The organism is Polycladidibacter stylochi (assembly GCF_001562055.1).
GTDB lineage: Bacteria > Pseudomonadota > Alphaproteobacteria > Rhizobiales > Stappiaceae > Pseudovibrio > Pseudovibrio stylochi.
This window is the reverse complement of sequence record NZ_LLWE01000040.1, coordinates 12,652-35,358: the sequence shown is the minus strand read 5'-3', so window position 1 is coordinate 35,358 and position 22,707 is coordinate 12,652. Positions and strand designations below refer to the sequence as shown.

The window sequence follows — 22,707 nt, the reverse complement described above, 5'->3', positions numbered from 1 at the left end:
ATTTATGGATGCGCAAAGCGAACATGTGAGCAATAGCAGCAGTGGATTAACGCTCAGTGCCAGTGGTGAAGACCGGCGCTTGAGCGGGGCCGAACGGGCTGCGGTTTTATTGCTGGCGCTTGGTGAAGAACACGGCAAACGTATTTGGGAAGGGCTGGACGAGATCGAGGTGCGCGAGGTCTCGGCGGCTATGGCGAGCCTTGGGCCTGTAACTCCGGCAATGCTGGAGGAGCTGTTTGTTGATTTTTTAAAGAAGCTTTCGACCAATGGTGCACTGACCGGTAACGTTGATGTGACCGAGCGACTGTTGAACTCGTTTTTACCTGGTGATCGGGTGAACCAGATCATGGAGGAAATCCGCGGTCCGGCCGGGCGTAATATGTGGGAGAAGCTCTCCAATGTGCCCGAGCAAATTCTCGCCAATTATTTGAAGAATGAATATCCGCAGACCATTGCGGTGGTGATGACAAAAATCCACCCCGAGCATGCTGCGCGGGTGCTTTCGCTGTTGCAAGAGGATTTATCGCTCGAAGTTGTTACTCGTATGCTGAAGATGGAATCTATCCAAAAGGATATTTTGAACAAGGTGGAGCAGACATTACGCGTTGAGTTCATGTCCAACCTTTCGCAGACCAGCCGGCGTGACAGCCACGAGATTATGGCGGAGATTTTCAATAATTTTGATCGGCAAACGGAAGTCCGGTTTTTGACTGCTCTGGAAGAAGATGACCGCGAGTCGGCCCAGAAAATCCGTAATATGATGTTTACCTTCGAAGATTTGTTAAAGCTGGATGCGGCGAGTTGTCAAACTTTATTGCGCACTATCGAGAAGGATAAGCTTGCTTTAGCGCTAAAGGGTGCCAATGAGATCGCCATTGAATTTTTCACCAGCAATATGTCGGCACGTGCCGCCAAAATGCTGATTGAAGATATGGAAACACTTGGGCCTGTGCGCTTACGCGAGGTGGACGAGGCGCAATCTGCCATGGTGGGCAAAGCCAAGGAACTGGCGGCTTCGGGTGAAATTTCTATCAGCAAAAAGAAAGGGGAGGATGAGTTTGTCTACTAAAGCTTGCCTATCCCTATTGGATGTTGTTGCTGGGCCACCTGCTGTTTCGAGGTGGCTGTTATGGTGAGTGTTTTGCGTAAGGGCGTAACTCCTGCGCGATTTTTGTTTGATACAGATTTTTCTGCGCCTGAGATAAACGAAGAACCGGTGATGGTGGTTGCCGAGCCGATGATAAGCGTAAAGGAACACGAAGCCTTGTTGGCGCAGGCGCGTAGCGAGGGGTTTGCTGAGGGGCAACGTGAAGCGGAGCAGAGGCTTAGCGGGGCACATAAGGCGCATGTGGATGCGCTTGCTGACAAGCTTGAGGGTATTGTGCGCAAAAGCCTGGTGCAGCTGGATGCGGAGCTGCTGGCACAAGAAAAACGAGCCGCAGAACTGAGCATTGTTGTGGCGCGAAAGTTATGCGAGCACCTGGTCGCACGTGAACCTATTGGGGAAGTGGTTGCCCTTTTAACTGCATGTTTGGCACCTTTACGCAAAACACCTTCGCTGGTGGTGATGTTACCTCAAGAAGATGCCGAGGAGTTGGCGCAGGTTACCGATCAACTGGTGGCACGACACAGCTTTGAGGGGCGCTTACAGGTGCTTGGCGTTGAGGGTATGCAACAAGGCAACTGCCGTATTGAGTGGCCCGAGGGCGGCATTAACCGTGATATGGCGATGAACCTTGCCAAGATAGAAAAAGCTATAGCCAATTATTTTGAAGCACGAAGTAACGGGGATACGGACGGGGCGATGAGCCAAAGCATACCCGGCCATGATGAGGAGCAGTTATGAGCGGGGATGATCTGGAACATGGTGTGGTTTTCCATGAGCTTGAAGGCGGTAGCCGCCCTGGCAAAATGTTTGAAGACGAAATTCCTACGACGAAAAATGCTGCGGACCTTGAAGCCGTATTTGACGTACCGGTACAAATTTCAGCCATTTTAGGGCACTCGAAAATGAAGGTATCCGACTTGCTTCGGCTTGACGAAGGGGTCGTGATGGAGCTGGATCGTAAAGTGGGTGAGGCCATAGACATTTTTATTAATGACCGGCTGGTGGCCCGGGGTGAAGTTGTTTTGGTGGAAGAAAAACTCGGTGTGACCATGACCGAGATTATTAAATCCGACAAGTAGCGAGCAAGGACCGGTTTTGGCATGGGGAAGGGTGAGAGATGCGGCTGTTAATTGTTGGTAGACTTGACGGGCAGCTGACAAGTGCGAGCAAAATTGCCATGGAGCGCGGGGCAAGTGTGACCCATGCGAGTGACGGTTTGCGTGCTATGAAGGCCCTGCGTGCCCACGGGGCCGACTTGTTAATGGTGGATGTGCGCGAGGATATTGGCAAGCTGGTTTTGGGCATGGAAGCAGAGCGCATGGCTGTGCCGATTGTGGCCTGTGGTATTGGCAATACAGATGCAAGTGCTGCTGTGAATGCCATACGGGCGGGTGCGAAAGAATATATTCCTCTGCCGCCTGATCCAGAATTGATTGCAGCCGTGCTGGCAGCCGTTAGTCAAGACCAAAGCGATATGGTTTATCGTGACGAGGCGATGAGCGCCGTTGTGGCTTTGGCAAAGCAAATTGCTCCTTCGGATGCCTCGGTTTTGATTAGTGGTGAGTCTGGTTCCGGTAAAGAAGTAATTGCGCGCTTTGTTCATAACCAGTCGCGGCGGGCAGGGAACAGTTTTGTTTCGATTAATTGCGCCGCCATACCCGAACATTTGCTGGAAAGCGAATTGTTTGGCCATGAAAAAGGGGCGTTTACCGGTGCGGTGGCGCGGCGCATTGGCAAGTTTGAAGAGGCCAATGGCGGTACTTTGCTGCTGGACGAGATTTCCGAGATGGATGTACGCTTGCAGGCCAAGTTGTTGCGTGTGCTGCAAGAGCGGGTTGTGGACCGCGTTGGTGGCAGCAAGCCGGTTCCTGTGAATATTCGTATTTTGGCGACAACGAACCGTAATTTGAGTGAAGCGGTGAAAGAAGGGACCTTTCGTGAAGACCTTTTATACCGCTTGAATGTGGTGAATTTGCATTTACCGCCCTTAAGGCAAAGACCAAAAGACATTGCCGCCTTAGCGCAGCACTTTGTTGGGATTTATGCCAAGGCTAACGGTATGCAGCCTTTAGCCATTAGCAAAGAGGCGGAAGCGGTTTTGCAAAGCAACCCGTGGAAGGGCAACGTGCGGGAGTTGGAAAACACCATGCACCGGGCATTACTGCTGGCGCAAAACGGCGAGATTGGTGTTGACGCCATTTTAATGCCGGATGGTGCGCCGGTAAAACCGTGCGCGGCTTCGAATGCAGTTGCTGTTGCTGCCAGTACAGCTGAAGCCATGGCCCGCTCGATGGTTGGGCGGCGCGTTGCGGATGTGGAACGGGATTTGATTTTAGACACACTTGACCATTGTCTTGGCAATCGTACGCATGCTGCCAAAATACTTGGCATTTCAATACGAACCTTACGCAATAAGCTGAACCTTTATGTGCAGGAAGGGGTTGAGGTGGCGCAGCCAGGGGAAAGCCGCCGAGAAGCACCAGCTGCCATTCGTGCGCCGTAGGCATTGGCGTTGGCTTGGCTGAATGCATGTGTTTTGTGAAAAAGGGCATTTGAACTTGGGGTTAGATGGTCATGAGTGAGGTCGAGGGGCAAGAGCTACAAGCAGGGGCTAATGGTGCTGCTGATGGCTTGCCGGATGGCACGGCCCGTTCCGGGCGTGCCGGCGGTGCGCTCAACGAATTTATTGACCATATCAAAAATGGCGATCTGGGTTTGGCCTTTGGGGTGATGGTTATCCTTGTGATGCTCATCATGCCGATGCCGGCCATAATGCTGGATTTGTTTTTAGCGGTTTCAATCATTTTTTCTGTCATGATTTTGATGACAGGCCTGTTTACCCATAAGCCTTTGGAGTTCTCATCTTTTCCGACTGTTTTGCTGATTGCCACTATGTTGCGGCTGGCGCTCAATATGGCTTCGACCCGTTTGATTTTAAGTCATGGGCATGAAGGGCCAGAGGCCGCCGGGAGTGTGATTGCCGCTTTTGGCAGCTTTGTCATGGGGGGCAACTTTGTTATCGGGATTATTGTTTTTGCCATTCTGGTGATTGTTAATTTTATTGTTATCACCAAGGGTTCGGGGCGGATTGCGGAAGTTTCTGCCCGCTTTACGCTGGATGCTATGCCCGGTAAACAGATGGCGATTGATGCCGACCTTTCTGCCGGATTGATTAATGAAAAACAGGCGCGGGCACGGCGGCAAGAGCTTGAGGCGGAGTCTACTTTTTTTGGTGCTATGGATGGTGCCAACAAGTTTGTGCGCGGTGATGCCATTGCCGGTTTGATGATTACCTTCATCAATATTATTGCCGGCATGATTATTGGGGTGGCGCAAAAGGGGTTGAGCTTTAGCGATGCGGCGCAAAACTACACGCTTTTGACCATCGGTGATGGACTGGTTTCGCAAATTCCAGCGCTTATTGTTTCAACCGCTGCCGGTATTCTGGTTTCCAAGGCTGGCTTGCAAGGCTCTGCCGACCGTGAGTTGATGAAGCAGTTTACCGGTTATCCCAAGGCGCTGGGCATGTCGGCGTTTGTGATGGTTGTACTGTCGCTATTACCCGGTATTCCCATGGTGCCGTTTTTGGCGCTTGCTGGCGGGGCCGCTTATTTTGCGCGTAAGGTAACCAAGGAGCAAATGGCGGAAAAAGCAAAAGAAGTGGCGGAAAAAGCAATTGCCGACAAGCCCAAGCCGCCACCGGAAGCGCCTATTGCAGATAGCTTGAAAATGGATGTTTTGCGTATTGAACTTGGGTATGCGTTGCTGCCGATTATAAACGGGCGCAATGCGGAGGAAACGGACCAGGTTACCGCACAGATTAAAGCGCTGCGCCGTCAGGTGGCGGCAGATATGGGCATTATTATGCCATCGGTTCGGCTGCTGGATAACATTCAGTTGCAGCCCAATGAATATATAATCAAGATTAAAGAGGTGGAAAGCGGGCGCGGCACCTTATACCCCGGGCAATTTATGGCGATGGACCCAACAGGAGGAGAGGTTCAGCTGCCAGGGGTACAAACAAAAGAACCGACCTTTGGCCTACCTGCTACATGGCTGGAACCACAACACCGCGAGGATGCCAGTTTGTTGGGCTATACGGTGGTGGATCCGGCGACGGTGCTTTCGACCCATTTAACCGAAATTATTAAGGCGAATATTTCCGAGTTGTTGACCTATGCGGATGTACAGCTGCTGCTCAAGGAGCTGCGCGAAGAACAAGCGAAACTGGTAGAAGACTTGGTTCCGGCTCAAATTTCTATCTCCGGTATCCAGCGGGTCTTGCAGGCACTTCTTGAGGAGCGGGTTTCTATTCGTGATTTGGGAACGGTATTGGAAGGTATTGCCGATGCCATTGGCTCATATCGCAGCCCCAACCAGATTGCCGAGCATGTGCGCACACGGCTGGCACGGCAAATATGTGCTGCCAACCAATCGCCCAACGGGTATTTGCCACTGATTAGTTTAAGTGCAGAGTGGGAAAGCGCGTTTATTGAATCGACCGTGGGCGAGGGTGAGGAAAAAGTGTTGGCTATGCCTCCCTCTCAACTGCAAGAGTTTGTGATGCTGGTGCGCGATGCTTTTGAACAAGCCAGCGCACAAGGCGAGGTGCCGGTACTGTTGTGCTCGGCGCAATCACGCCCGTTTGTGCGATCCATTGTAGAGCGATTCCGGCCCCAAACATTTGTTATGAGCCAGAACGAAGTTCACCCAAAAGCCAAACTGAAAACCATAACGAGTATTTAATTGGTTTTCGTGGGAATTAGTGGTGTTGCTATAAATTAATTTAAACGCACCCTAGAATAGGGTAGACTTTTTTAACCATGCAACAATAGTTGTTAGTGGATGACGTGGCGCAAAGGAATACTTTTTGCGTAAAAAGTTTATAGTTGCCTTAAGTAATTGTTTTGCAATTTACGGTGCTCTCGTAAATGCGATCGTTTTATAGTGAGTTTGCATCCGTTGTAGATGTAGCCGGCCTGTATAATTGATGGGTGTGTTGCCTTTTTGCTTTCAAGCCAGATTTACTTGAAAGTCGGCATTTTTTGAAGATACGCCTTTTGTAATGGGTGACGGGCTATCGGGGCGTTTGACCTTTTGGAGTTTTTAATGTCTGACCATCGGGATAATGTTGTTCCGCATGCTAAAGTACGCTCTTTACGCGAGGCTATTCGCAGCGTGCGCGTTAAGGAAATGGAGCAAAGTGATGCGGTGCTGGATTTGCAGGAAAATGAACGCACCCGACTGGAACTTTTAAGCGAAGAGCTACAGGATGTTTTTCGGGAAATCCCCGAGAATGACCAGCAGTTTGCCCTAAAAATAATGGGGGGAAGCCAGCCGCGTTTGTGGATTGATATGACCGCCCACGTGGTGATGGCACGCAACCATAGTACTTACCGGTTTGTGAAGGATACCCGACTAGGACGCGTTGTTTTGCTAGAAAGTGGTAATCTGGATGATATGGCCGATTGCATAACCCACTATATTGCGCAGCGCATAATTGAGCGCGAGCGTATGTTGGATAGTGATGTGTTGCTTGCAAAAATGCGCGGTGTTTTGGTGCAAGAGCAGGAAGAGGAGAAGCCAAGCCCGCAGGCACAAGCTGTATTGCCCGAGAAGGTTGCCCAAAAACAGAAGAAGCCAAGAGAAGAGAAACTTGAAAGAATGGGTTTTGGATTATCTTCTTTTTTGATTGGTTTTGTTACTGGAGCATTGGGATTAGCTGTGGCTGTACTGTTTTACTTCGGCGCTCAATAATTTTTTAACCCATTGGTATATTAAGTGCAATTTCCTCTTGGGTTGTTATGGCCTGGCTTTGTGTATGATATCTGCGCTTGATGAGTTGGCACTGCCACGATGAAGAAGCGCTACCACTTACTTGATAGAGATTATAACCGCAAGCCGGTTTATGCGCCCCCGGCCCGTTGGAGGCAGATGGAACGCACATAACCGGAATGGGGCCGTTCGGCCCTTGCAGTGACATTTGCGTGTCATAGTGGGTGTGGCCGTGCAGGATCAGTTCTGCGCCATCGCGGGCAAGGATTTCCTGGAGTTTTTCTGCATGACGTAAGCGTTTGTGTATGCTGGTGGCGTTTTTCAGTGGGGGATGGTGCAGCATAACCACCCGAAACAAACCGCGTGCTTTGGCGTCTTGCAGGTAATGTGGCAGAGCCGTGAGCTGTGCTTTGGAAATATGCCCGCTGGCCATAAACGGTGCGGTCGCTTTGGCCGAACATAAGCCGATGATGGCAAGCGGCCCTCGCTGGCGCATGAGTGGAAACACCGGGGCCGTTTGCTGGTTTTGACCATCAGAACGCATATAGGGTGCCCAGTGCTCTGTTGCTTTTGCCAGCGCACCAGGGACATAAGCATCGTGATTGCCCGGGACAACGGTGAGCATATCGCCCGTTGCAATAGATTGTAACCAATGCTTGGCGGTGATGTACTCTTCAGGCAGGGCAATATTTACCAAATCACCCGTTAATGCGAGATGTTCGGGCTTTTGGGCCAGCATGTCGGCGATTAGCGCCTCTAAATACGAAGTGGTGAGTTTGCGCCCACGGTTGCGCTTCCAATTGAGATAGCCCAACACGCGCTTGGAGAACAGCTGACGTGCTTTTACTGGAGGCAGTGGAGCTAGATGCGGATCGGAAAAATGGGCGAGCGTAAACATAAAGGCATCATTGCCAGTTCAATGATCGGGTCAAGCCTTTTAAAGACGAGTATTTTTTAATGCACAAAAATAATAGGATGCATATATGGGTGCTGGCCTGCTTTGTTTCAGGGGTGGCTATCGTTTTTTACAATGAGAATTGGGGGTAGAAATTGGCAGGAATATGGGGGCGCTTGATAACCAAAGTGGTACAAAGCCTTGCGCTTTTGAGGCGGGCGATGACACTTGGTGTACGCATTGCCGCGTTTAATCAAAATGGCGAAGTGTTACTGGTGCGCCATACTTATTTGACAGGTTGGTATCTGCCCGGTGGCGGGGTGGACCTTGGAGAGTGCCTTCAAGATGCCGCACGGCGAGAGCTATTTGAGGAATGCGGAGCCATTACGGACGAACCACTACAATTGAAAGCGGTTTACCTCAATAATCGTAGAGGGACAGGGCGGGATCATGTGGCTTTATATCAAGCTAATAACGTCGCCATTGATTCGACATGGCAGCGCCCTTCTAAAGAAATAGCCGAGACAGGCTTTTTTGCATTGAATGCTTTGCCAAAGGGAATTACGCGAGCGACACAACAGCGTTTGTTGGAACTGGCAGGGGATGGCCCCTATGATAGCATATGGTAAGTGATTATAGTTACAGTGAAATATCGTTTCAAGCGTGTACTAAAGAAATTGAGGGATACTTAAGTGTTGGTGAGTGAAACTAAAGCGCCTGTTTGTAATGCCGCTTTACCTCTACTTGGAGCTGTGATATGCAGCATTGCGTAGAAATGCCGAGTTGGCATGGTTCCAACTGGCATATTTAAAGGATCGAGAGTTGAGCAAACACTTTGAACAACGACGACGAATGAGCGCGCGAGATAAGCTCTCGCGTGGTGCTTTGTGCCGTCGTTTTGATCTTGTGTCCTCGCCTCGCACTTCCTAGCTGCGAACGACCTGGTCAGAGTGATGGTGTCCTCTGATTATTATTTCCAGGTCAGCTTTATGAAAAATCCATGTTGGTTTATACGCGCGGAAGAAGCGCAGGACGCAGTTGCTATTGAGCATATTCAAGAGGAAGCATTTGGTCCTGGCCGGTTTGTGCGCACAGCAGCGCGGTTGCGCGAGGGCGTTGCTTGCGACATGCAGCTTAGCTTTACAGGTCTTATTCATGGCGAGATTGCCGGATCAGTGCGGTTAACACCCATTACGATTGGCGAGCAAGCAGCCATGTTACTGGGGCCGTTAGCGGTGCGTCCGCCCTATAAAAGCAAGGGGCTTGGGCGGGCTTTGTTGCATACGGCCCATATGGCTGCAAAGGAACGTGGTGTGAGTGCGGTTTTGCTGGTGGGCGATTATGCCTATTATGGCCCGCATGGCTACGCACAGGTTCCTATTGGCCAAATTGGCCTAGGCGGACCTGTGGACCCGAACCGGATACTGGTGCACTTGCCAAATGGCGGCCCTATTCCGCAGGGCAAGGTGCGTAAGGTAAAAGTTGGGTGAATACGGTTAATGAGTCACTGGCTTGGGTCTTATAAAACTAAAAAACTATCTTTAAGGTCTCAAAAAATGACAAAGGCCCTCCTGAGAGGGCCATTAGCTGCGTAACATCAGGATTTGTCATCGTCTATTGATGCTACGGCCCTTGCTAGGGTCTTAAATACGGATACGATGTAGAGCCGTTTTCATGTTGCGTATGCCCCATTTTTAGGCTTTTGGCAATGCAAATCGTATTCCCTTAAACATGGCCATTTTAAAGCCATTTACCGCCCCTCGCGATACCACATGAATGTGACCAGCCCTAGAAGTAAGGTTAGGATGAAAAATCCGGTAGTGAGGGGCAGGCGTTTGATGCCGAGCAGTTCGCTGGCATCGGTTTTTTTTAGGCCCAGCCAACGGCCATTGGCGGTGAATTGATTGCCCTGTACCATTGTGAGGGTGGGCAGGCTCTCGCCCACTTCAGAAATATTGATTTGCGCACCACCACTGGCGCTTATAATCGGGGCGAGTTTGTTTTGGGTGGCGATAACCTCTTTATATTCCAGCGGGTTGGGCGGGCCCACATGCACCATGGCAGTGAGTTGGCCATTAACCGCTTTATAAAGACCGGGTTGGCTTATTGCTAACTGCGCCTGCCATGTACCGTTACTGTTTTGTTGTAGCTCTGCCTTTCGCTCGTCCCCTTTTGGCGTTGTTATTGTAAGCGGTGGCAGTTCGGTTTTTAGGGTTTGTCTTTGGGCGATTATCTGTTCGCCATCTACCGTTAAACGGAGTGTTTCTTCATCTAGATCCGGTTCTTGCATCAGCCAGTGGGCAAGGCGGCGAAGTAAGGGTAGGTGGGGGCCGCCGCCCTCAAACCCACGTGCCCAAAGCCAGACATGGTCTGACAACAGCGTGGCCACGCGGCCTTTTTCCACGCGCGAGAGGATGAGGAGTGGCTGGCCTTCAGCTCCGCTCATAATAGCATCCCCTTGTTTGACCGTGGCACCGATTTGCCGGAACCAGCGCGACCACTCTGGCTGCTCATGACTTTTTTGTCCTTCAATGACAAAGGGTGCGCCGGGCAGGTTGCGGGTGACGGGATGGCGCTCGCCTACTTTGGTGAGTTGCGGTTTAAAGGGCTGCTCGAAAATCTCTCCAGTGGGGGCGGCAGGTAAAATGGCTTTTAGCGGTGTTTTATAAAGTGATTTACGGCTGGCGTAATCTGGCCCTGTTGCTAGCAGTACTGCGCCGCCCTGTTTGACGTATTCGGCTATATTCTCGAAATATAGTGAGGGTAAAACGCCACGGCGCTCGTAGCGATCAAAAATAATCAGATCGAACTCGTTGATTTTGAGCGAGAACAGCTCACGGGTAGGAAAGGCAATAAGCGAAAGCTGGTTGATGGGGGTGCTGTCTTGCTTTTCTGGCGGGCGCAGGATGGTGAAGTGGACCAGATCTACAGCGGCATCGGACTTTAAAAGGTTGCGCCATGTGCGCTCGCCCGCGTGCGGTGAGCCGGAAACAAGCAGCACACGCAGGTTTTCGCGAATGCCCTCGATTGTTACCAAGGCGCGGTTGTTGAGCGGGGTCAGCTCGTTTTTGCTGCTTTCCACCTCCAGCTCGAAGATGTTCTCACCTGCATGAAGGATTTCGACCGGAAGGGTGAGAGTAGTGCCGGTGTTAATGGTGGCATTGCTGATTTCTTCGCCATTTTGGCGCAGTATCAGGCGGGCTTGGGCGGGTTCGCCTAGGGGTGGGGTGCCTTCGCCATGCATGGTGACCTTGATTTGCTGGCTCGAGCCAACCAAAGCAAAGCGCGGCGCGGCAGTTACTTCAATACGGCGGTCGAAATCGTTTTTCTGGCCGGTAATGAAACTGTGCACCGGTGCGTTAAAGCCCAGCTCTTTTATTGAAGTCGGGACATCGTGCACTTGGCCGTCGGTGATAAGGATAGCTCCGGCAATACGATTTTCCGGTACATCCTCAAGCTGTTGCTTGAGCGTTGAAAACAGGCGGGTGCCATTGTTCGCACTGCTGGTGCCTGGCTCTAGAGTTGCTTGACGGATTTCCAGATCGGGGAGCGCCTGCAACCGGGAGAGTAAAGCTTTACGGGTGGTTTCGGTTTGCTGTTCGCGGCTGGAAAGCTGTTGGCTGGCGCTGGCATCGGTTATGAGTGCAACAACGCTTTTGAGCGGTTTCGTCTCGCGGTTTTCCAATGCTGGATTGAACAGAGTAAGGGTGAGTGCCAGTAGCGCCAGTACACGCCATAGGCCTGCTGCGCGGCGGGTGATGAGCACAAGTAGTGCTATCAGGGCGGCGCTGGCTACGAGGGGCCAAAGAAGTTGCGGGCTAAGGAGAGGGGCGAAAGTGAGCGTCCATTCCATATCATTTCCCCCTTTAATGCCCGAGACGCTGTAACAGCGCGGGAATATGAACTTGATCGGCTTTGTAGTTCCCTGTCATGGTGTAGATGACAATATTCACGCCAACGCGATAGGCAAGCTCGCGCTGAATGGGATCGTTTGGCACTGTTGGGAACATATAGCTGCCATCATTGTTCATTGCCCAAGCCCCTGCCATGTCGTTGGCGGTGATGAGCAGGGCCGAGACACCATCTGCATTGCCGCTGTTTGTGGTGTTTGCTGTAGCCTGTGCGGTGGCTTCGCCCCATAGGGGGCTGCCGGTAAAGCGACCGGGGAAATTATCGAGCAAATAAAAGGTTTTGGTGAGGACATGACCTTGTGCCACGGGGGCGAGGGGGGGAATATCCAGAGTGCTAAGGATTTGTTGTAGTTTGAGCTGCGCCGGTGTACGGGCCGCGCCTTGGAACGAGCTGCCTTGATCGCGGGTGTCGAATAAAATGGTACCACCGGCATTCATAAAGGTGGATATACGCGACATGGCTTGCGCACTGGGTATGGGTGCGTTCTCAGTTACCGGCCAATAGAGGAACGAGAAAAAGGCCAGTTCATCTCGCTCTAAATCTACTCCAACGGGCGCCTCCGGCTCTAGTGCGGTGCGGCGGGTGAGAATGCGGGTCAGGCCATACAGTCCGGCACGACTGGTTGCATCCAACGTATCATCGCCGCTTTTTACAAAAGCCAAGCGGGAATCCAGCGTGGCATCGAGTGCGAAAGTATCGTTTTGTTCGTTGGCGTTTGCAGGTGTTTGCCAGGGGGCGGGTAAAAGCAAAAGCATGAAAACGAGTATTGGTAGCGCTGCTTTGGAAAAACGTTGCCAGTTTGGCCACAGCGTTATTAAGCTATCAATACACAAAAGCAACAGGGCAAGCGCCAACAGCCAACCTTGTAATGGAAGGGCATTTTGTGAAGGAAAGGGTTTTGAGTTTGGTGTGGTTGCCAATGCGCTGGGTAACAGCGCGGTTGCACCTTCATACAAATTGACGGCCTTTTGATAGGTATTGTTGCCATAGAGGCCGGGGGGCATGGTGTGTGAAGCGCTTTGGGTTTGCAGTTGGCGCACAGTCACAGGTGTTGGCTCGCTGGCTGGAAGGCGAAGTTTACCTTGGTACGTAACAAGCTTTTGAGCGCGGATAAACTGGTTTTGGTTGCTCGTTGGTGCTGCTTTGTTGCCAGATAAGCTTTGTTGCTGTGCACCACTGTTTGCGGTTGATGGTATGGTGCCACTGGTTTTAACGATTTGCCCAAGCATGGCAACAAAACTACCGGAAAGGGGCAGGTTGGACCAGCTGGTATCTGCTGTGGTGTGAAACAGGATCAAACGTCCGTTGCCCATGGGACTGCTGGTGACCAGAGGGGTGCCATCGGCCAAGGAGGCCAGAGTTTTTTGCGTCAATGACGGGCCCGGTTCTGCCAGTACTTGCTCAGTGACTGTGATGTCCTGCGGCAGTGTGAGGGGAGCGAAGATACCGTTTCTATTGAAAGATGCGAGTGATTGCGGTTTGCTCCATGTGAGGCTACCGCCAAGCATGCGTCCGCCATGGCGTAATTGTACTGGGATTAGATCATCGGCATCGCTTGCCAGCCGTGGACCTGCAAAGCGTAGTAGGGTGCCGCCACGTTGCACCCATCCTTTTAGGCTATTATGAGCGTTGGGAGGTAAATTGCCAACATCAGCCAAAATTAAAACCGAAATGCCTTTTGAGAGCACATCGTCGATTGCACCGGGGAGGTTGTTGACACGGCTGGTTACGATTTCGCTATTTGGCGCTAATGCTTTGGTTAGATAATGCTCTGGTGACAATAATGGTTGCGGGCTATTACCAAAAGTTCCGGAGAAAATTGCGAGGCGTTTGCGCTGTTGTGAATAGTCTTGAACATACGTTGTTGCCGCGGTGTTTTGATGTGCAATTGTTATATGTTCAATATCGTTACGGAGCTCAACCGGCACTTTAATCTGTGCTGTTGCCGTTGTTTCACCGCTTTCGAACACAAGGGGAGCGCTGGTTAACCTGTGCCCTTTTTTATCATAGGCATAAAGGGTTGTGCGTTGTTGTGTGAGTGATTGGGTGGGCATTTGCATGCGCAAGGCTGTGATGCTGAGGGCATTGGCTGTATTGATGGCTTTGGTGAGCGCCATTGGCGCGTTTTGCGGCGTGTAAATGGTTAGGCTGCTTGGGGTAAGTGCTTTAAGTTGCGCGTAAAGCTGTTCATCCCCCCGCTTTTGTGTGGGCGTTGCTAGCCAGTAGATGGCGGCGGGCGGTGTTGTTTTCGCCTCGCTTGCCAATGGTCCCTGCCAATTCTCAAGGGCGGCATTCCAGCTGTATGGGGTAAGGGCTTTGAGCTTTTCACGGGTGCTTTGGGCGTCTTGCAAGGCAAGGCCTGTGGTTTGGGTATTGGCAAGGGGAACGAGAAGAATACGGCGATTTTCAGCGGCTGCCTGAGAAATGAGAGCGTTCGCGGTGCTTTGAAACTGTGGCCAGTTTGGCTCGGCATCCCAGCTGTTATCGAGCAGTAGCCAAAGCGGACCTTTACTCGCGGTGTTCATTGGAGGTAATGGCTGCCAAATAGGACCGGCACAGGCAAGGATGATGAGCGCGGCGATGGTTAATCGCAACAATAGCAACCACCAAGGAGTTTTGGCGGGAGTTTCCTCGGTTTTTCTCAGGCTTGCCAGAAGGCGTAGGGGGGGGAAACTCTCTTGCTTTGGGAGTGGCGGTACTGCTTTCAACACCCACCACAGGGCAGGTAACACAATGAAAGCACTTAGTACCCAGTAACTGGTGAAACTGATGGGTAATAATGAGGCTAACACTTTGTTATAGCTCCTGTTCTTCTGTGTTTGGGTTTTGGTTACGTGTTTTGTTGCAGTTGGGCGAACAAAGATAGCATGGGCGTGCTGGCGCTGGTGTTGGTGTGGTGTAGTGTATAGGCCCAACCAGAGCGCGTGCAAAGTTGCCTTAACTGCTGTTTATGCCGGGTGATTTGTTCTTGATAGGCTTGTTGCCAGTTTTGGGCCTTGCCTGATAACAGGCGGGTGCCGGTTTCGGGATCGGTGAACTCTGTTCTACCTGCGAACGGGAATTGTTCTTCGGCTGGGTCTAACAATTGTAGCAGATGGCCCTTAACACCTTTGGCAACAGTCGCATGTAGCCATGTTTGTGTTTGCGCAACGGGGTCAAGAAAGTCTGAAATGATGACGCATTGGCTTTGTGGTTTCATCATACCGGTTTCGGGAAGGGCCTGACGTTGATTATCTGTGCTGTTTTGCAGGGTGCGCATTAAAGCCTGTGCCAGATTTTGAGCGGCGCTGTGTCCGGTTTTTGCACTCGTGAGCCTTGGAATACCGACCCGCTCGCCGCTGCGGGCGGCGCATTGGGCTAGCGCAAGCGCAAGTACAATGGCGCGTGAGGCTTTGTCCATGTGCTGTTTTGAGGAGGTGTAGGCCATCGAGGGGGTGAGGTCTGGCCAGACCCACAGGGTTTGTGCGGCTTCCCACTCTTTTTCGCGCACGTAATAATGGTTATCGCGGGCCGAGCGACGCCAATCAATGCTGTTGGCAGCTTCTCCTGCCATAAAGGGGCGGAATTGCCAGAAGGTTTCGCCCGGTCCCGAGCGGCGGCGACCATGCCAGCCAGCGGTCAGCGTTGCTGCTATTTTTTGCGCCTTAATGAGCAGGTCTGGCAGACGTGCTGCCAGCTGTTGAGCATTGATGGTGTGGGCAGCGAAATTGTCGTAGCGATCGCCTTGCTGTGCTTTTGCTGAACTGGCAGAAAGGAATGGCATGGGTTTATTGCGCTTTCAACTTATCGAAGGAGTGGTGCCAGTACAATTGGGTTAAACAGGGGCTAAGAGCGGTTTTTTAAGTTCGTCCAGCAGGGTTGATAGCTCAACGCCTTCAGCTTTTGCTGTAAATGACAGGGCCATGCGGTGCTTGAGAACCGGCTCGGCCAAGGCTAAGACGTCTTCGATACTTGGGGCCAGACGCTTTTGCAGTAAGGCCCTTGCGCGCACAGTGAGCATGAGGGCCTGACTTGCACGTGGCCCCGGCCCCCAAGCTATGGACTTATGTAAGCTTGCCCCTTCTGCTGCCTGGTCTGGCCTTGCGCTGCGCACCAGATGCAAAATGGCATCCATAACACTGTTGCTGACGGGAATGTGACGCAGCAATCGTTGCATGTGTTGTAGTTCTTCGATGTTAAGGACTGCCCTTGCGGCTTTTGGGGCGGCACTTGTTGTATCTAGCAAAATTTGTTTTTCGGCTTCAAAATCCGGGTAGTGGACATCTATTTGCATTAAAAAACGATCGAGCTGGGCTTCGGGGAGAGGGTAGGTTCCTTCTTGTTCCAGCGGGTTCTGGGTGGCAAGTACATGAAAGGGGCTTGGTAAGGTGTGATGCTGCCCCGCAATGGTGACATGATACTCTTGCATGGCTTGCAAGAGGGCCGATTGGGTGCGCGGGCTGGCGCGGTTGATCTCGTCGGCCATGAGTAGCTGGGTGAATACCGGCCCTTGTAAAAAACGGAAATGGCGCTTGCCGCTTTCGCTTTCTTCCAACACCTCAGAGCCTAGGATATCGGCGGGCATTAAATCCGGTGTGAATTGAATACGTCCCGTGTTGAGCCCCAAAACAATGCCTAGTGTTTCGACCAGCTTGGTTTTGGCAAGGCCAGGTACCCCAACCAGCAAACCGTGACCGCCTGCAAGGATGGTAATGAGCGCTTGTTCGACCACCTGTTCTTGACCAAAGATAGTTGCAGCGATTTCGCCTGTTACTTCTTGCAGCCTGTCGCTGGCCATTTCCGCCTGTTTGACGATATCGTCGGGGTGGATTGGCTCGGAAGATGTTGTACCTTGGCCAGGTATGTTCATGGGTTTCGCTCGCTTTAGCTTACTGGGCACTCAAGGGGCGCTCAACATGGTGCAATATCAATAAATACTATTGATCGTGGTATGTTCATTATGAGGCAGCTTAGAGGAAAGCTTATTGCCAAAGAGTTAGGATCCTTTGATAAATAGTAGATTATGGTAATATCCTTGTCATATTGTTATATGTGCCAATATATGATGGTGGGTCTATCTCGTAATAATTTCCAGTATATAATCATGGGTTCGTGTGTTTATTTGTCTTTATTATACGTGTGTTCAGAAGGTGACCTACATGCGGATTAAATGTTTTTAAACTCTGACATTTGCTAATGCTTGGTCATAATGGGGAGGTTTTGTGCCAGAACAACCGCTGGAAAATACAATGCCAGAGGGCTTGAAAGCTTTGATGCGGCAGCAACAGGAAGCGGGCTTTAAGCCGGCACCGGTGCACTTATGGGATCCGCCCTTTTGTGGTGCGCTGCCCATGGTTATCAAGCGTGATGGCAGTTGGCATTATATGGGCAGTGCCATACAGCGTAGGGAGCTGGTGCGGTTGTTTGCACAAGTGTTAATGGCCGAGGGCGAAGGTACGCAAAAACAACACTACCTGGTTACACCGGTTGAAAAAGTGGCGATAGAGGTAGAGCTGGCGGCTTTTTTAGCGGTTGAAATGGTGGTGGATAGCATTACGGGTCAACAACGCATTACCTTGCGCACCAATCAAGGTGAGATGGTAGAGGTTGGGGCAGAGCATAAATTGCGGTTTGCCCATGATACTGTTTCCGGTGGTTTTTTGGTTTTTGTTCAGCTACGCCATAATCTGGAAGCGGTGTTGACACGGACCCTGACAATGGACCTTTGCCAGTTCTTGGAGGAGGTTTGTGATGAAAATGGCGTTGCGGAAACTGTGGTGCGTAGCATGGGATTGCGTTTTGTCGTTCCTCCCTCCCTGTTGGCGGATGATGCAACTTAGCGCTTTTTAAATTAGTGAGAACTGCGTAATTTTGATAGAAGTAACAAGAAGGCCCAAATGAGCCAGCATTTTATGATCGGCAATGGAAACCTAGACAAGACCGCTCGTGCCATGCGGGAGCTCAGCTGTGTGGAGGCGGCAATTGCGGCGCGGCTTTTGCGGACCCCATTACCTGTTGGGGGAGATCATGTGCTGAATCCTGATTTTTCTCCGGCAATTGATGCGGCCATATCGGCGCATGCTGGGCTCACGCCGCGCTCGTTAAAACCCAAACTACGCTTTAAACCAGCTGCTGTTTTAATCGGGCTTGTGCCGCGCCCTGCCGGACTAATGGTATTGTTAACAAAGCGACGGGACCATTTGCGCACCCATGCCGGACAGGTTGCTTTGCCGGGTGGTAAAATTGATGCAGAGGATGCGAGTGCTGTGGCCGCTGCCTTGCGCGAAACCCATGAGGAGGTGGGGATAGCTCCCGACTGCTTGCGGGTGCTAGGGCAATTGGGGACGTATTATAGTGGCTCGGGTTTTGCAGTATCGCCTGTTATTGCGCATATTGATAGGGATGCGAAGATTACAGCAAATCCGGACGAAGTGGATTATGTATTTGAAGTGCCGCTTTCTTTTTTAATGAATGAGGCGCACCATATAAAAGGATCGCGGGTTTTTGAGGGGAAAGAGCGGTATTTCTATACTATGCCCTATGAAGACCACTATATTTGGGGTGTAACTGCTGGAATTCTTCGGCTGTTTCAACAAACGGTATTTGTCGATGCTGCGTGTGATACTAACTAACCTGTTGTTATTTCTTATTCCGTTTATTGCCTACGGGTTCTGGTTCTGGCTGACAAAAAAAGGTCAAGAGGATAAGAAATTTCGTGAAGGGCCGTTTGGTCGGCTGGCTATTTTGGGCTTAAGCCTTGCTGTTTTAAGCTTTGTGGCGATGGCAATACTTGGAGATGCACCTGAAGGTTCGCAATATGTGCCAGCTCACATGGAAGATGGTCGTTTTATCCCTGGTGGATTTGAGCGCACACCAGATTGACAGAAAGCGCCAGGCTCGCCATGACGGGCGCAGTTAACGCTTTGATGGAAACTACATGGACAAACTCGATAATTGCGCATGGCTAATGGGCGATAATGTACAGGCGGCTTTTGACATTCTAGAGCAAGAGGGCGATACGGCCCGCGCTGTGGGTGGGACTGTGCGCAACGCCTTACTGGGTGTGCCGGTTGCCGATATTGATATTGCCTGTACAGCTTTGCCGCAGCAGACCCTTGCACGAGCGCAAGCGGCAGGGGTTAAAGCCATTGCGACCGGGATTGACCATGGCACTGTTACGCTGGTGATTGGGGGCACGCCGATTGAAGTGACCAGCCTGCGCGAGGATGTTGAAACCAACGGACGCCATGCGGTCGTTCGCTTTGGCCGTGATTGGGTGCGCGATGCCCAGCGGCGTGATTTTACCATGAATGCGTTATATGTGGACCGACACGGGGTATTGTTTGATCCGCTGGGCGGGTTGGACGACTGTTTAGCGCGCCGCCTGCGCTTTATCGGAGATGCAGGTGCGCGTATTCGCGAGGATTACTTACGCATTCTGCGCTATTTCCGGTTTTTTGCCCGATTTGCTGTTGGTGCTCCGGATGAAGCTGCTATGGCGGCGATTGGTGCGCACTATGGCGGTTTGGCACAAATTTCTGAAGAACGAATTACCCGTGAACTGCTGCTCATGCTTGAGGCTAATGGTGCCGTGGAAGCACTGGCATTAATGCAGGAAACAAACGTGCTTGAGCTCATAATGGGGCAACACGTGGCTGTTGAGCGTTGCGGTGACTTTTTGCAAATGGCTGCGAAAACCAATTGCGGACAATCACGGGGTTTGGGTGCTGTTGCGGCTCTTCTTATGAATGGTGTGCTGCAAGACCGGCGGCAAGCCTTAGCAAAGTCGAAACTGCGGCTTTCCAATGCGCAAACGCTGCAAGTGCAACAGAGCATGGAACTGGCGGGCTATTTCGAGGATGGTTTACCCGTTGCCCAGAATGTCCGGGCTGCGCTTTTGGATTACAAGCGGGCGGCGGTGGCAGACGGGTTGCTGCTTGGTGTGGTGTTCGCAGGCAAGACGGGGTTACAAGGTGAGGGTGAATTCGCGCACTTGGAAGAGTTGCTGGCGCTTTGTTGGCAATGGGATGTGCCTGTTATGCCGCTTTGTGGCAAGGATCTGATTGATTGTGGTGTGCAAGGTGGCGCTGTGATGGGGCAGGCGCTTGCTGCTGCCAAAGCGCAATGGATTGCCAGCGATTTCCAACTTGAACGACCGGTACTGTTGAAAATAGCGATGGATTATATTGCGGAGCAAGTGGCAGAGGCTCAATCACCAACGATAGAAGATAGCGAGCGGCGCGCATGATTGAGCTGCGCGGGCACCATTTATTGTGCATCTTAACCTTTGAGGGCAAGGGGTATTCACCACGTTTTACCCGCAATTACCACCGGATTGTGTCGGCACTAAATGCGGGGAAGGCGGTGAAACTGGTTGCGGGGCCGGATTGTATCTGTACTCCTTTGCTGCAAGAAGAAGACATGCCGCACTGTCATAATACATCGGTTCTTGAGCGCGATAAAAAGGCACTGGCTCTTGCGGGGCAAGTGTTGGGGCAAGAGTTGCTGGTGGGCGCTATAATCGAGTTTGATGCACAAAAGGTGGTGCAGCTGCGCCGTGCATTTTGTGAAGGTGTTTTTCAGGAAGCTTGCTCTGGCTGCGAGTGGCACTCACTATGCCGCAATATTGCCAATGGCGGGTATCAACGCGCCTGTTTACAGGGGCGCTGCGCGTAAAAACACCTTAATTGGGAAGTGACATTGTTGTTTATTGAGAATTTTAATTGCTTCGTAGGGTTTAAACAGCTTTGAACCACCCCATATGCATGGGTTGAAGAGTTCTAAGCCGTGCAAAAGCCCAAGAGTGTGTTCGCGTCACGCCGTAGATCGGTTATGCAGGCTGCCAAACAACATATTGGACTGGATATGACAGGATTATCAAAGTTTCCCAAACTGCTAACCTTAATGGTTCTGGTTTTCGGGCTGGCGTTTATTACGACTGACTTTGCCGAGGCGAAGCGTGGCTTTGGCGGCGGCTCACGCGGGGCGCGTACGTTCTCGGCTCCGAAGGCAACACGCACAGCACCGAAAACTGCGCCTTTGAACCGGACAATGACACCCAATACCCAGCAAGGCCAAAAGCAAGGTTTTGCGAATAGCGCGACCAATCAGAAACGTGGTTTTTTTGGTGGCGGGTTTATGGGCTCGATGCTGGGCGGTTTGGCGCTGGGCGGTTTGATCGGTATGCTGATGGGTAACGGTATCGGAGGCTTTGGCGGCTTCCTCGGGTTGCTGGTACAAGGCGCGATACTGTTCTTTGTCGTAAAGATGGTAATGGGCTTTTTGCGACGGCGTCAGCAGCCGCAAGCGGCGGCGGGTCATGCTGGACAGAGCTATGGTGGCCAAAATTATGGCGGGCAGGGCTCTGACAACGTGAGCCAGTTTGATATGTTCAAGGGTGGCAATCAGGGGGCTGATGCTCAGCGGGGGCACGGTTCGGTTCCCAATAGTGGTAGTTATGGTAGCGCCGCGCAACAAACTGCCGGATTTGCGAGTAAAGCAGATGACGAACTTGGGCTACAGGCTTCGGACTTTGACAGTTTCGAAGAGCTGCTGACCAAAATTTGGACGGCCTATGGCAAAGAAGATTACGCTGCTATTCGTGCTATCACCACACCGGAGATGATGGGCTTTTTCGCCGAGGACCTTGGGCAATCGGCCTCAAAAGGTTTGATTAACGAAGTGCGCGAGATCAAGCTATTGCAAGGTGATCTGTCGGAGAGCTGGCGTGAAGGCAGTGATGAGTATGCTACGGTTGCGATGCGCTATTCCTCTATTGATGTGATGCGCGAGCGGGCGACCAATAAGGTCGTTGAGGGCAACCCGGATATGGCCGAGGAAGTGACCGAAGTGTGGACGTTTATTCGTCAAGCCGGCCAACCTTGGAAGCTTTCCGCTATTCAACAGGTCTAAGCTTAGGTCACTCACTATAAAAGATAGCCCTCTCGATTTTCGTGTATCGGGAGGGCTTTTTTTATTGGGTTATGGGCTAGTTAATGCTGGAATTACGGCCATTTGACCACGGGGGGCATGGAAGAGAGGATCGAGGCGACATTCCCTCCGGTTTTCAGACCAAAAATGGTGCCACGATCGTAAAGCAGATTATATTCCACATAGCGACCACGACGGACCAGCTGCTCTTCACGCTCTTTCTCTGTCCATTGCTTGAGGTAGTTGGCACGTACCAGTTGCGGGTAGATATTTAAAAATGCTCGGCCGACGGACTTGGTGAAGGCGAGGTCGGCGTCGAAGTCACCGCTGTTGTGATAATCGTAAAAAATACCGCCAATACCGCGGGGTTCTTCGCGGTGAGGCAGGTAGAAATAGTCATCGCACCATTTTTTATAGTGGGGGTAGTCTGCCCCTTTATGTCCTTGGCAGGCTTGTTCCATGGCGGCATGAAAGGCGATGCTGTCGGGGTCTTGTTGTGTGCGGCGGTTGTCTAGCACCGGTGTTAAGTCAGCCCCCCCGCCAAACCACTGGCGCGAGGTGACGACCATGCGGGTGTTCATATGAACGGCAGGGACATGGGGGTTGTGCAAGTGGGCAATGAGCGAAATGCCGGAAGCCCAAAAGCGCGGGTCTTCTTCTGCGCCGGGGATTTGGCCACGAAACTCGGGGGAGAACTCGCCGTGAACGGTGGAGACATGGACGCCGACTTTTTCAAAGACCCGGCCATGCATCATGGACATGACGCCGCCGCCGCCTTTTGCCCCGCTGTGGTCTGTGCGCTGCCACGGTGTGCGTACAAAGCGTCCCGCCGGATGTTCGGCGTTGGGACCGTTTTCACTGGCAAGGCTATCTTCCAGTTGCTCGAAGGCCAGGCAGATTTGATCGCGTAAGGATTCAAACCAATTTGTTACTTCTTGCTTCTTTTGCGCAATATTTGCCGGAATTGGCCCACCGCGTACGCCCATAGTAAACTCCCTCTTGCATCATTTAGAATACTTTTAAAGTAGTTTATGCTGGGTGCAAGACCAGGGCAAACGCATGAAGCTATAATGTGATGATTTTTTGGTGTTGTCACGTTAACCTGATC

At 51.7% G+C, this 22,707-nt stretch carries 20 protein-coding genes; 14 read left to right on the top strand and 6 right to left on the bottom strand.

Annotated features, from left to right (window positions below; genetic code table 11):
• The first annotated feature begins 4 nt into the window (after positions 1-4).
• From fliG to AYK67_RS14885, 6 genes are all read left to right on the top strand, one after another.
• Entirely contained in the window at positions 5-1,069 is a 1,065-nt protein-coding gene (gene fliG, locus AYK67_RS14910) for a flagellar motor switch protein FliG (RefSeq protein ID WP_068088570.1), read from the top strand.
• Positions 1,070-1,129: 60 nt separating this feature from the next.
• Positions 1,130-1,846 carry a FliH/SctL family protein gene (locus AYK67_RS14905; RefSeq protein ID WP_068088567.1) on the top strand — a complete coding sequence of 239 codons (717 nt, stop codon included), beginning with the start codon at positions 1,130-1,132 and terminating at the stop codon, positions 1,844-1,846.
• Positions 1,847-1,911: 65 nt separating this feature from the next.
• On the top strand, positions 1,912-2,187 hold the full coding sequence (gene fliN, locus AYK67_RS14900) for a flagellar motor switch protein FliN (RefSeq protein ID WP_244266935.1): 276 nt from the start codon (positions 1,912-1,914) through the stop codon (positions 2,185-2,187).
• 38 nt (positions 2,188-2,225) lie between these two features.
• Complete coding sequence (gene flbD, locus AYK67_RS14895; protein ID WP_068088564.1) at positions 2,226-3,611, top strand: sigma-54-dependent transcriptional regulator FlbD; 1,386 nt, start codon at positions 2,226-2,228, stop codon at positions 3,609-3,611.
• A 71-nt stretch (positions 3,612-3,682) separates the two neighbouring features.
• The gene (gene flhA / locus AYK67_RS14890) at positions 3,683-5,854 is read left to right on the top strand and encodes a flagellar biosynthesis protein FlhA (protein ID WP_082735866.1); all 2,172 of its coding nucleotides are present in this window, start codon (positions 3,683-3,685) and stop codon (positions 5,852-5,854) included.
• Between the two features lie 363 nt (positions 5,855-6,217).
• Positions 6,218-6,865: a hypothetical protein gene (locus AYK67_RS14885; protein WP_068088558.1), complete on the top strand. Its 648-nt coding sequence runs from the start codon at positions 6,218-6,220 to the stop codon at positions 6,863-6,865.
• Positions 6,866-6,869: 4 nt separating this feature from the next.
• Here the strand turns inward: AYK67_RS14885 and AYK67_RS14880 are convergent, their stop codons facing one another.
• A complete protein-coding gene (locus AYK67_RS14880; RefSeq protein WP_068088555.1) occupies positions 6,870-7,781 on the bottom strand; it encodes a metallophosphoesterase family protein in 912 nt (303 codons plus the stop codon).
• A 152-nt stretch (positions 7,782-7,933) separates the two neighbouring features.
• Between AYK67_RS14880 and AYK67_RS14875 the strand changes: the two genes are divergently transcribed.
• Entirely contained in the window at positions 7,934-8,407 is a 474-nt protein-coding gene (locus AYK67_RS14875) for an NUDIX domain-containing protein (protein WP_206597548.1), read from the top strand.
• A 360-nt stretch (positions 8,408-8,767) separates the two neighbouring features.
• Positions 8,768-9,268 carry a GNAT family N-acetyltransferase gene (locus tag AYK67_RS14870; protein ID WP_068088552.1) on the top strand — a complete coding sequence of 167 codons (501 nt, stop codon included), beginning with the start codon at positions 8,768-8,770 and terminating at the stop codon, positions 9,266-9,268.
• A gap of 260 nt (positions 9,269-9,528) precedes the next feature.
• Here the strand turns inward: AYK67_RS14870 and AYK67_RS14865 are convergent, their stop codons facing one another.
• The 4 genes from AYK67_RS14865 to AYK67_RS14850 are packed head-to-tail and all read right to left on the bottom strand — an operon-like array spanning position 9,529 to position 16,539.
• Entirely contained in the window at positions 9,529-11,631 is a 2,103-nt protein-coding gene (locus tag AYK67_RS14865) for a hypothetical protein (RefSeq protein ID WP_068088549.1), read from the bottom strand.
• A gap of 13 nt (positions 11,632-11,644) precedes the next feature.
• Complete coding sequence (locus AYK67_RS14860) at positions 11,645-14,482, bottom strand: DUF4159 domain-containing protein (RefSeq protein ID WP_068088546.1); 2,838 nt, start codon at positions 14,480-14,482, stop codon at positions 11,645-11,647.
• Positions 14,483-14,520: 38 nt separating this feature from the next.
• Positions 14,521-15,453 (bottom strand): DUF58 domain-containing protein, encoded by a 933-nt coding sequence (locus AYK67_RS14855; protein WP_068088543.1) that lies wholly within the window; start codon positions 15,451-15,453, stop codon positions 14,521-14,523.
• A gap of 51 nt (positions 15,454-15,504) precedes the next feature.
• Entirely contained in the window at positions 15,505-16,539 is a 1,035-nt protein-coding gene (locus AYK67_RS14850; RefSeq protein ID WP_068088540.1) for an AAA family ATPase, read from the bottom strand.
• 352 nt (positions 16,540-16,891) lie between these two features.
• Here AYK67_RS14850 and AYK67_RS14845 point away from each other — a divergent pair, with 352 nt between their 5' ends.
• The 6 genes from AYK67_RS14845 to AYK67_RS14820 all read left to right on the top strand — a co-directional run bounded on the left by AYK67_RS14845 (position 16,892) and on the right by AYK67_RS14820 (position 21,581).
• Positions 16,892-17,509, top strand: coding sequence for a DUF1285 domain-containing protein (locus AYK67_RS14845; RefSeq protein WP_068088538.1), 618 nt, complete (start codon positions 16,892-16,894; stop codon positions 17,507-17,509).
• A gap of 57 nt (positions 17,510-17,566) precedes the next feature.
• On the top strand, positions 17,567-18,301 hold the full coding sequence (locus tag AYK67_RS14840) for a CoA pyrophosphatase (protein WP_068088535.1): 735 nt from the start codon (positions 17,567-17,569) through the stop codon (positions 18,299-18,301).
• Complete coding sequence (locus tag AYK67_RS14835; protein ID WP_068088532.1) at positions 18,279-18,551, top strand: DUF6111 family protein; 273 nt, start codon at positions 18,279-18,281, stop codon at positions 18,549-18,551. The genes AYK67_RS14840 and AYK67_RS14835 overlap by 23 nt, the downstream gene beginning before the upstream one ends.
• Before the next feature lie 55 nt (positions 18,552-18,606).
• Positions 18,607-19,917 (top strand): CCA tRNA nucleotidyltransferase, encoded by a 1,311-nt coding sequence (locus AYK67_RS14830; protein ID WP_082735857.1) that lies wholly within the window; start codon positions 18,607-18,609, stop codon positions 19,915-19,917.
• The gene (locus AYK67_RS14825; RefSeq protein WP_068088529.1) at positions 19,914-20,345 is read left to right on the top strand and encodes a DUF1284 domain-containing protein; all 432 of its coding nucleotides are present in this window, start codon (positions 19,914-19,916) and stop codon (positions 20,343-20,345) included. The genes AYK67_RS14830 and AYK67_RS14825 overlap by 4 nt, the downstream gene beginning before the upstream one ends.
• A 111-nt stretch (positions 20,346-20,456) precedes the next feature.
• Entirely contained in the window at positions 20,457-21,581 is a 1,125-nt protein-coding gene (locus AYK67_RS14820) for a TIM44-like domain-containing protein (RefSeq protein WP_244266933.1), read from the top strand.
• 92 nt (positions 21,582-21,673) lie between these two features.
• Here the strand turns inward: AYK67_RS14820 and hemF are convergent, their stop codons facing one another.
• On the bottom strand, positions 21,674-22,585 hold the full coding sequence (gene hemF / locus AYK67_RS14815) for an oxygen-dependent coproporphyrinogen oxidase (protein ID WP_068088526.1): 912 nt from the start codon (positions 22,583-22,585) through the stop codon (positions 21,674-21,676).
• Positions 22,586-22,707: the final 122 nt, after the last annotated feature.

What these genes read in the sequence shown, in the direction of transcription:
- AYK67_RS14830 (WP_082735857.1), top strand. Translation starts at nt 18,607, where the DNA reads ATGGACAAACTCGATAATTGCGCATGGCTAATGGGCGATAATGTACAG.
- AYK67_RS14865 (WP_068088549.1), bottom strand. Translation starts at nt 11,631, where the DNA reads ATGGAATGGACGCTCACTTTCGCCCCTCTCCTTAGCCCGCAACTTCTT.
- hemF (WP_068088526.1), bottom strand. Translation starts at nt 22,585, where the DNA reads ATGGGCGTACGCGGTGGGCCAATTCCGGCAAATATTGCGCAAAAGAAG.
- flhA (WP_082735866.1), top strand. Translation starts at nt 3,683, where the DNA reads ATGAGTGAGGTCGAGGGGCAAGAGCTACAAGCAGGGGCTAATGGTGCT.
- AYK67_RS14850 (WP_068088540.1), bottom strand. Translation starts at nt 16,539, where the DNA reads ATGAACATACCTGGCCAAGGTACAACATCTTCCGAGCCAATCCACCCC.
- AYK67_RS14825 (WP_068088529.1), top strand. Translation starts at nt 19,914, where the DNA reads ATGATTGAGCTGCGCGGGCACCATTTATTGTGCATCTTAACCTTTGAG.
- AYK67_RS14905 (WP_068088567.1), top strand. Translation starts at nt 1,130, where the DNA reads ATGGTGAGTGTTTTGCGTAAGGGCGTAACTCCTGCGCGATTTTTGTTT.
- AYK67_RS14840 (WP_068088535.1), top strand. Translation starts at nt 17,567, where the DNA reads ATGAGCCAGCATTTTATGATCGGCAATGGAAACCTAGACAAGACCGCT.
- AYK67_RS14870 (WP_068088552.1), top strand. Translation starts at nt 8,768, where the DNA reads ATGAAAAATCCATGTTGGTTTATACGCGCGGAAGAAGCGCAGGACGCA.
- AYK67_RS14885 (WP_068088558.1), top strand. Translation starts at nt 6,218, where the DNA reads ATGTCTGACCATCGGGATAATGTTGTTCCGCATGCTAAAGTACGCTCT.
- AYK67_RS14880 (WP_068088555.1), bottom strand. Translation starts at nt 7,781, where the DNA reads ATGTTTACGCTCGCCCATTTTTCCGATCCGCATCTAGCTCCACTGCCT.
- AYK67_RS14855 (WP_068088543.1), bottom strand. Translation starts at nt 15,453, where the DNA reads ATGCCATTCCTTTCTGCCAGTTCAGCAAAAGCACAGCAAGGCGATCGC.
- AYK67_RS14835 (WP_068088532.1), top strand. Translation starts at nt 18,279, where the DNA reads ATGCTGCGTGTGATACTAACTAACCTGTTGTTATTTCTTATTCCGTTT.
- fliG (WP_068088570.1), top strand. Translation starts at nt 5, where the DNA reads ATGGATGCGCAAAGCGAACATGTGAGCAATAGCAGCAGTGGATTAACG.
- flbD (WP_068088564.1), top strand. Translation starts at nt 2,226, where the DNA reads ATGCGGCTGTTAATTGTTGGTAGACTTGACGGGCAGCTGACAAGTGCG.
- fliN (WP_244266935.1), top strand. Translation starts at nt 1,912, where the DNA reads ATGTTTGAAGACGAAATTCCTACGACGAAAAATGCTGCGGACCTTGAA.